Source organism: Nonomuraea marmarensis (assembly GCF_043197025.1).
Taxonomy (GTDB): Bacteria; Actinomycetota; Actinomycetes; order Streptosporangiales; family Streptosporangiaceae; genus Nonomuraea; species Nonomuraea marmarensis.
Genome location: NZ_JBICRM010000126.1, coordinates 1 through 865, shown reverse-complemented (window position 1 = coordinate 865; position 865 = coordinate 1). Strand labels below are relative to the sequence as shown.

Genomic DNA, 865 nt, shown 5'->3' with positions numbered 1-865 from the left:
CGTATCGCGCGATATGTGCGATAGCGCGTCAGTGCGGTTACCTCCGGCCAATCGACGGTCTCATCCGCGGAGGCTGCCGATATGGAGGGGAAGACGCCGGTTAGCAGCCGTGTAGCCGCCGCACCCAGGCGTTCGTGTACCCAGGTTTCGCGTCCTTCCAGGCGATCGTCGAGTGCGTCGATCAGTACACCGAAGGGCATGCCCTGCTCGAATTCGCCGGCTCGGCCCCAGAGGGTCATCAACCCCTGACGAGCGGCGACGGTCCCCAGCTCGCGCAGCAGCCGGGTCTTGCCGGCGCCGGGTTCTCCGGTGACCGCGACGAACTGTGCTTTCCCGCCGGCCGCCTCATCCAGCGCGTTCCGGAACGTGCGCAACGCCGGCCGCCGGCCGACCAACGGGCGCTCATACCGGAGGGACCGCTCGATCCAGTCATCCGCCCAGTCATCCGCACCGGCCCGCGGCTGGTCAGCCTCACCACGATCGCCCACCGCGGCCCCGCCGGTCCCGGCACAGACCTGCTGCGACAGGCGCCGCCATTCGGCCAGCCACTGCTCGACCACCGTGTCGATCACATCGGGGGGTAGGGCACACGCGGTCAAACACGCCGCGACGAACGCCCCGACCAGTTCCATCCGCGGCAGCTCGGGAAGCCGCTTGCCGGTCAAGACATCCGACAGCGTGCTGCGCGGCAGCAGATCCACCACATCCCGGTCCGGTGTGGTTGTCGTGCCCCCCAACGCCGTCAGACGCCGAAACGAAGGGCGGCCCGCCCACACCCGCAACTGGTTCAACCGCTCCACAAAACCAGCAGCGTCCTCTACACCCACAACCGTCGGCAGCGACCCGATGTCCATCAACCAATCCC

1 protein-coding gene is annotated in these 865 nt (G+C 68.2%); it reads right to left on the bottom strand.

The window, feature by feature from the left end:
* Positions 1-854 (bottom strand): BREX system ATP-binding domain-containing protein (locus ACFLIM_RS50255; RefSeq protein ID WP_393178044.1); only part of this gene is annotated, 854 nt, incomplete at its 3' end.
* Positions 855-865: the final 11 nt, after the last annotated feature.